Source organism: Kitasatospora sp. NPDC058406 (assembly GCF_042722765.1).
Lineage (GTDB): Bacteria > Actinomycetota > Actinomycetes > Streptomycetales > Streptomycetaceae > Kitasatospora.
Map to the genome: position 1 here is coordinate 1 of NZ_JBHXKE010000349.1, position 7170 is coordinate 7170.

Here is a 7170-nt window from a genome sequence, read left to right on the forward strand (position 1 = left end):
GTCCAGCCGGTGCTGGCGACCACCGACCGGGCGGAGGCGCTGGCCTGGATGGAGCGGCTGGCCGACACGGGGGTGGAGGGGCTGGTCTGCAAGGCGGCCGGTTCGAGCTACCGGGCGCGGGGCGCGGGCCACGTCTGGGTCAAGTACCGGCGCGGCGACACCCTGGACGCGACGGTGCGCGCCGTGACCGGACCACCGGCCCGGCCGCGCGCGCTGGTCCTGGAGCTGGACGACGGACGGGTGCTGTTGTCGTCCCCGCCGCTGTCGCCGCTCCAGTCGCGCCGGGTGGCGGAGGCCGCGGCCGGCCTGCTGGGCCCCGCGGTGCACGATCCCCAGTACGGGGCCGTCCGGCCGCTGGCCACTCCGCTGCGGGCCGAGGTGACGGTCACCGGGCGGACGGCGACCGCGACCTTCGTGCGGTTGCGCGGAGACTGATCCGGGCCCGCCGAACGGCCCGTGACTACTCCGTCGTGGGCGGGGCGGGGCGTTCCGCGGCGGGCAGTTCCGTGACCGGGCCCGCCGTGACCGGACGTTCCGTGACCGGGCGTTCCGCGGCGGGCGGTTCCCCCGTGGCCGGGTGACCGGCGGCGGTGTGGCGCGAGGGTTCGGGCGTGTGGGCGGTGGGCCACGGCGGGGGCGGGCCCTCGCCGGCGGGCGCGTGCGCGAACTCGGTCACCAGCACCTCCTCGAAGGCCGGCAGGTCGGCCGGCTTCCGGCCGGAGACCAGCACGCCGGGGCCGTCGCGGCAGACATGGACCGGTTCGTCGACCCAGTGGGCACCCGCGTTGACCAGGTCGGTGCGGATGCCGGGCCAGGACGTGAGCGTGCGTCCGCGCACCGCGTCCGCCTCGATCAGCGTCCACGCGCCGTGGCAGATCACCGCGACCGGCCGACCCGCGACGCACAGGTCGCGGACGAATCCGACGGCGGCCCGGTCCAGCCGCAGCCGGTCGGGGCCGGCGACGCCGCCGGGCAGCACCAGCGCGTCGTAGTCCGCCGGGTCCGCCTCGCCGACCACGTCGTCGACGGGGAAGGTGTCCGCCCGCTCCAGCCCCCGGAAGGCCTGGACGCGCCCGGGACGGGTGGAGAGCAGCCGGGGCGTGCCGCCGGCCTCGGCGACCGCCTGCCAGGGAGAGGTCAGTTCCACCTGTTCGGCGCCCTCGGGCGCGACCAGGAACGCGACCGTCCGCCCGGTGAGGACGACGAAGGTCATCCGTCCCACCCCGCTCTCGTCAGCTCCGGTTCCGGAAGGGTCCCGGCGGCCCCGTACGGGCCGTTTCCGTCAGGGACCGGGAGTGCCGGTCCGGTGTTCGTCCTGCACGTAGTGGTCGTCCAGGGCCGCCCGGCCGTGCGCGGTCAGGCCGCCTCCGGTGTGGTCGACCGCGGCGGGCGGCGGGGCGGAGCGGATCCGGGCGCGCGGGCAGTCGAGGTGGACCACCAGCTCCAGGTGGTCGATCCGGGCCACGAGCCCGACCGGGACCAGCACGGGGGCGCCCGGCACCCACGGCCGGGTGTCCACCAGCAGATGGTCCCCGGCATCCTGCTCGACCCGGCCGAGCGGACCGTCGGTCGCCTCGACCTCGTAGCCGACCAGCGTCAGGTCGGTGCTGTGGTGGGAGCCCGGACGGTACTCCCACAGGTCGGTCGTCATCACGCCTCCGGGTCGTCCCAGGGCCGCCGTTCGCGGTGCTGCCGGTGCTCGCGATCCTGGCGGCGGTCACCGTGCGGGCGCCGGTCACGGCGGTCGCGGCGTTCTCGGCGGCGGCGGGAGCCGCCGCGGTCGTCGGGTCCACCGGCCCCCTTGGCGAAGTCCGGGCCGCCGGCGGGATACCGCCCACCGGGATCCCGGCCGCCCAGGTCCGGACCGCGCAGGTCCGGCCGGCGGGCCGAGTCGCCCAGGTCGTCCGCACCGCCCTGCCGGTGCCGGTGCTGGTGGTGCAGCAGCGCCGCGATGCCGGCCGCGAGGGCGACACTGCCCGCCCACAGCACCGCCACACCGATCAGCACCGCCGCCGTGGGCTTCCGCACCGCGATGCTGAGGCACACCGCGGACATCACCAGCCCCGTCATCGCCACCCCGGTCGGTACCCGGCGGGCGAGGCCGCGTACCGCACGCCGGCCGCGGCTCGGACGTTTGGCGCCCATCGTGCTCAGCCGCCGGTCGAGGCGGCTGTCCTGGCGCAGGTCGTCCTCGATCTCCTCAAGGAGACGTCGCTCCCGTCCGCTCAACGCGGGTCCGTCCATCTCGGTCACCTCCGGGCTTCCGGTGACGGTGTCCACTCCTCCGGGCGAATGCCCGGTCCGGTATGTGCTAACCGCTCCGGCCCCCGGACGCGACGGCGACCGGGAGACGGCCGGCGCCGAACGCCCGGGGCCGGGCGAGCAGGCTGTCGTCCAGCACGCGCAACAGGGCGACGGCGTCGCGGTGCACCTCGGCCGCGCCCGCCGCCCGCAGCTCCGGGGCGGTCGCGCCGCCGCCCCGTACGGCGACACAGGGCACTCCGGCCCGGTGCGCCGACCGCACTTCGGGAACGCTTCCGGCGACGAACACCGCGTGGGACGGCGTGCCGCCCACCAGACCGAGCCCGGCTCCGAGCGGATCGGACCCCGGCGCGGTCACCGTGAGTACCGGTGCGCCGACCGGTCCGGGGGCGGTGAGGACCACCGTCCAGCCCCGCGCGGCGCACTCGCGCAACAGTTCGGCGGAGCCGGGCGACGCACCGCGCCAGTCGGTCCCGAAGAGTGCCGCCGAGATGACCGTCATGGCTCACCGATCCCGTTCCGCACCGCGTACCGGCGCGCCCTTCCAGACTAGGCCCGCACCCCCTGCCTCCGCCCGGCGCGACGGCGTCCGCGCAGCTCGGGGCGGGACCGGAGCGGTGGCGCCGCCGGGTGGACCGGGACGGGAGCACGGGGCGGCCTCCGCCGCGGCGCGCAGCGCGCCCGCCCGCTCACCCGGAGTGATCGCGGCCACGGGACGGGCGGTCCGACGGTCTGGCGGCCGGGCGGTCCGACGGTCGGGCGGGCGGAGCGCGCGGGTCGGTGGCGAGGCGGCCCGGGCGGTCTTGCCGAGGAGCCCCCGCCGGCCCGGTCGACAGCGGCGAAGGCGGCGGCGTCCCCGCTCCTCCGACCGACGGCGCGTCGGTGGTGCGGAGCGGGTGCCGGAAGGCGAGGTCCGGGTCGGCCGGGGCCGACGGCGCGACGCACGGGCGTGCCACGATCGGGGCATGCGCGACCTCGTCACCGTCCACACCGCCCGGTTGGACCGCACGGCCCGGGAGGCGGTCCGGGGCCTGCTGTCCGAGGAGTTCGACGACCTCTCCGAGGAGGACTGGGAGCACGGACTCGGCGGCCTGCACGCGCTCGTCCGGGAGGGCGGCCTGCTGGTCGGCCACGCGTCCGTGGTCCAGCGCCGGATGCTGCACGGCGGGCGCGCGCTGCGCACCGGCTACGTCGAGAACGTCGTGGTCCGGGCCGACCGGCGCGGGCGCGGCCACGGCGCGGCACTGATGGCGGCGTTGGAGGAGGTGATCCGAGGCGGGTACGAGCTGGGGGCGCTCTGCGCGGCGGACGATGCGGCGCGGTTCTACGCCGCGCGCGGGTGGCTGCCGTGGCGAGGTCCGCTCGCCGTGCTCGCGCCGCAGGGCCCGGTAGCGACCCCGGAGGAGGAGGGCGCGGTGTTCGTGCTGCCGGGGGCGGCTCCGCTGGACCTCGGCGGGCGGTTGGCCTGCGACTGGCGCGACGGCGACGTCTGGTGACCGGCTCCCGTCCGGTGGCCGCCGGGGCCGGACGGGAGCCCGCGGACCCACCGGCCCCGGCCCGGCCGGAGCCGGGGTGACGGGCTCGGGCCGGGCCGGAGCAGGGGTCAGATGCGGGCCAGGTAGCCGTTGTCGACGAGCCAGAGCACGTTCAGCCTGGACGGGCCGTTCGGCACCAGCGCGGCGTCGAGCTGGTACTGGAAGCCGTAGCCGGGCTGGCCGAACCAGGGCGCGATCGGGCCGGCGTGCACCTTGAACGGCTTCAGGACCTTGTAGTCGTGGTAGTTGCAGGGTGCGGCCGGGTTGCTGTCGAGGCTCTGCGGCGGGATGGAGCGGCTGGCGTAGGGCAGGCCCTCGGGGGCGAGGAAGGAGCCGTACTCGCTGCCGTAACGGTCGATGTTCTGGTTCGGGTAGAGGGTGATCTCGAACTCGATGGGGGTGCCGTCGGGCAGGGTGACGTACCCGTTGGCGGGCGGGTAGATCCAGCCCGGGGCGCCGTTGTTGGCGGTGGGGCTGTAGTAGGTGGCGAGGAACTGCTCCTCGGTGAGGTTTCCGGTGCGCTTGTAGCCGATCAGCTCGCGGCCGACCGGGCCCCGGGTCGGGAGGTCGGCGGGACCGAGCCGGGGGTCCCCGTGGTGGTCGGCCTCCGAGCACTCGTTCGAGGGAGTCGTCGCGGCCGCCCGGGCGGCGAGCACGTCGGGGGCCGAATCGGCGGCCGCCGGGATGCTCGGGACTAGCAGGGCCACGACCGCGGCGAGCGGTGCGGCGAACAGGCGAAGGCGAAGGCGCACGATGTCTCCGTCGTGAAAGTCGTCGGGTGGGTCGGGTGGGTCGGGTGGGTCCGGTGGGCCGGGTGGATCGGTGGTCCGGCGGCCGTTCGGCGCCGGCCGGGACCGGCCGGTGACGGACGGTGGCAGGCCGCAGGGCGCGACCGGCCGGATCCTCCCGGACACCGGGCGATCAGTCACCCTCCGTGTCCGGGCCGCGACCTAGGCAAGCGGATCATCTGACCCCGCGTCAACACGCCGGGCCCGCAGCGCCGTCGATTCCCCCGGATTCGGCCAACCTGCGCACGCCGGCCACCGGGGGCGCGCAGACTGGAGGGTCACGCCCCCTCCCGTCGCGGTCTCCGCCGCGCGGCGGCCGGAGCGGACCGGCGGCGCGAGTCCTCGCGGCGGGACTGGCGGTCAGCCCCGGCTGCTCGGCGCCAGCCGACCCAGCAGATGGAGCAGCCGGTCCAGCGCGTCACGGGAGTTGGGCTCGGTCAGGTTGACCATCAGACGGAACGCCACCTTCAGCACGGCCGGGTTGCCGAGTCCGGCGGCCCCGGCCGCGCCGAGCAGCCGGGGGCGGCCCAGGGCCTCGGCGACGAGCCTGCCGAGCGCGAAGTAGCCGTCATAGGCGGCGCGCAGCGCCTGCGGATAGGCGCGCAGGGCGAGTTCGCGCCCCCGGTCGGTGCGCCGCGCCAGCGCCTGGACGACCGTCTCGGCGGCGAAGCGGCCGGACTCCATCGCGTAGGCGATCCCCTCGCCGGTGGCCGGGCTGACCGTTCCGCCCGCGTCGCCGACCAGCAGGAGTCCGTCGGCGTAGTGGGGCTGGCGGTTGAGCCCCATCGGGAGGGCGGAGCCGCGGACGGGTTCGGTGACCCCCTCGGGGGTGTAGCCGTACTCGGGCGGCAGGTCGGCGCACCAGCGGCGGAGCAGCTCGCGCCAGTCCACCTCACCGGCCACGGCGCCGGTGTCGAGCACCCCCAGGCCGACGTTGGCGGTCCCGTCACCCATCCCGAACACCCAGCCGTAGCCGGGCAGCAGGCGCCGTGCAGGGTCGCCGGGGTCGCGCAGGTCGAGCCACGCCTCCAGGTAGCGGTCCTCGTGGCGCGGGGTGGTGAAGTAGGTCCGGTACGCGACGCCCATCGCACGGTCGGTCCGGCGGTAGCGCTTCATCGCGAGCGAGAGCCGGGTGGAGTTGCCGTCGGCCGCGACCACCAGCGGCGCGCGGTAGACGACCGGGCGGCGTTCCTCGCCCAGCCGGGCGGTGACACCGGTGATCCGGCCGGACCGCTCGTCGATCATCGGGCCCGACACGTTGGCGCGTTCGACCAGCCGGGCACCGGCCGAGGACGCGCGGCGGGCGAGCAGCTCGTCGAAGTCCGCGCGGCGCCGGACCAGCCCGAAGCCGGGGAAGGCGGACAGCTCGGGCCAGTCCAGCTCCAGCCGGCGCCCGCCGGCAACCAGCCGCAGGCCGCGGTTGTGCAACCAGCCGGCCGACTCGGAGACGTCGATGCCCAGATCGACCAACTGCCGTACCGCACGCGGAGTCAGGCCGTCGCCGCAGACCTTCTCGCGGGGGAACGACGACTTCTCCAGCAGCAGCACGTCCAGCCCGGTGCGGGCCAGGTGGTAGGCGGCGGTGGAACCGGCCGGACCCGCGCCGACGACGATCACGTCGGCGCTGTCGACGTCCGGACCGTCGGGGCCGGCACCCTCCGCTGTGTCCCGGTCCCGGTCGGGACCGGCCGCGTCGGGACCGGCCGTCGCCGGGGCGGTGCCCGGGTGGCCGGTGCCCGGGCGGGCGGGGTCGGTGAACGGGTGCTGTGCTGGGCCGGGCATTCGGCGCTCCCACGGGTGTCGGTCGGTCGGTTCGGCGGCGGACTCGGCGGACCTCGGCGGTCTCAGACGATATGGACACTGTCCACCGCGCCGCGCCCCGACACGCGGACCCGTTCCGACGACCGGTGGGGACCGGCCGTCGGGATGCCCCCGGGGCGGGCCCGGAACGCCACCGCGCCCGCCGCCGGGTTCCGCTACCGGACTCCGCTGCCGGGTTGTGCCGTCGGAAGCCGCCGTCGACGACGGCGCCGGAGAACACCCCCCTTCCGGATGTTCCACTCGGTCAGGGTCCGGTCGTACTCGCCGTTCCGGATCAGCCGGTCCACCGTCTTCACCAGGACGTCCCGCAAGGCGGTTCGTCCTGACCGGTGCCGTGCCGGACGGCCACCGTGCGGCCGGAGAGCTCTCCGGGGCGGAGAGGTCCAGCGGGTTGCCCGCCTCGACCACCGTCGAGGTGCCGGTCGCGAAGTAGTCGACGAAGTCGACGCCCGCGTCGGCCCGGCGGCCGTCCTCGGCGGCCCCGGAGCCGGCGCTGCCGGGTGTCGACGACGGCGGACATCGCCAGGTCCGGGTGCCCTGTCCGGACGGCCGGAATCAGCCGGTCGAAGGGCAGGTCGGTGAAGGCGACCCGCAGGCCGAGGTGGCGCCCGATCGCCCGGGCGAGCTCCGGATCGAGCCCGGCGGGGTCGCCGGGCGGGTCCTTGAGGTCGTCGCCGGGGCACACGACGCGGGGGGGGGGGGGGGGGGCCCCGCGGCCCCCGCCCCCCCCGCCCCCCAAGCAGCCCCCCCCCCCCCCCCGGGCG

7 protein-coding genes and 2 pseudogenes are annotated in these 7170 nt (G+C 76.6%); 2 read left to right on the forward strand and 7 right to left on the reverse strand.

The window, feature by feature from the left end; genetic code table 11:
• Positions 1-435, forward strand: a pseudogene (locus ACFWOG_RS38060) (DNA ligase); the annotation flags it as partial.
• Between the two features lie 220 nt (positions 436-655).
• Here ACFWOG_RS38060 and ACFWOG_RS38065 read toward each other — a convergent pair.
• The 4 genes and pseudogenes from ACFWOG_RS38065 to ACFWOG_RS38080 all read right to left on the reverse strand — a co-directional run.
• Positions 656-1213 (reverse strand): annotated as a pseudogene (locus tag ACFWOG_RS38065) (type 1 glutamine amidotransferase domain-containing protein); the annotation flags it as partial.
• Positions 1214-1282: 69 nt separating this feature from the next.
• Positions 1283-1651 (reverse strand): PRC-barrel domain containing protein, encoded by a 369-nt coding sequence (locus tag ACFWOG_RS38070; RefSeq protein WP_329951079.1) that lies wholly within the window; start codon positions 1649-1651, stop codon positions 1283-1285.
• The gene (locus ACFWOG_RS38075) at positions 1651-2244 is read right to left on the reverse strand and encodes a DUF3040 domain-containing protein (RefSeq protein WP_329951080.1); all 594 of its coding nucleotides are present in this window, start codon (positions 2242-2244) and stop codon (positions 1651-1653) included. The genes ACFWOG_RS38070 and ACFWOG_RS38075 overlap by 1 nt, the downstream gene beginning before the upstream one ends.
• 67 nt (positions 2245-2311) lie before the next feature.
• Positions 2312-2764, reverse strand: a complete 453-nt coding sequence (locus ACFWOG_RS38080; protein ID WP_380364070.1) for a hypothetical protein — start codon at positions 2762-2764, stop codon at positions 2312-2314.
• A 463-nt stretch (positions 2765-3227) separates the two neighbouring features.
• On the opposite strand from ACFWOG_RS38080, the gene ACFWOG_RS38085 reads away from it, so the two are divergent.
• Positions 3228-3758, forward strand: a complete 531-nt coding sequence (locus ACFWOG_RS38085) for a GNAT family N-acetyltransferase (RefSeq protein ID WP_380364072.1) — start codon at positions 3228-3230, stop codon at positions 3756-3758.
• A gap of 107 nt (positions 3759-3865) precedes the next feature.
• Here ACFWOG_RS38085 and ACFWOG_RS38090 read toward each other — a convergent pair whose 3' ends face one another.
• From ACFWOG_RS38090 to ACFWOG_RS38100, 3 genes are all read right to left on the reverse strand, one after another.
• Positions 3866-4549, reverse strand: coding sequence for a TNT domain-containing protein (locus tag ACFWOG_RS38090; RefSeq protein ID WP_329951083.1), 684 nt, complete (start codon positions 4547-4549; stop codon positions 3866-3868).
• Positions 4550-4945: 396 nt separating this feature from the next.
• Positions 4946-6367 carry a geranylgeranyl reductase family protein gene (locus ACFWOG_RS38095; protein ID WP_380364075.1) on the reverse strand — a complete coding sequence of 474 codons (1422 nt, stop codon included), beginning with the start codon at positions 6365-6367 and terminating at the stop codon, positions 4946-4948.
• Positions 6368-6698: 331 nt separating this feature from the next.
• Positions 6699-7091, reverse strand: a complete 393-nt coding sequence (locus tag ACFWOG_RS38100) for a transporter substrate-binding domain-containing protein (RefSeq protein WP_380364077.1) — start codon at positions 7089-7091, stop codon at positions 6699-6701.
• Between the last annotated feature and the right edge of the window lie 79 nt (positions 7092-7170).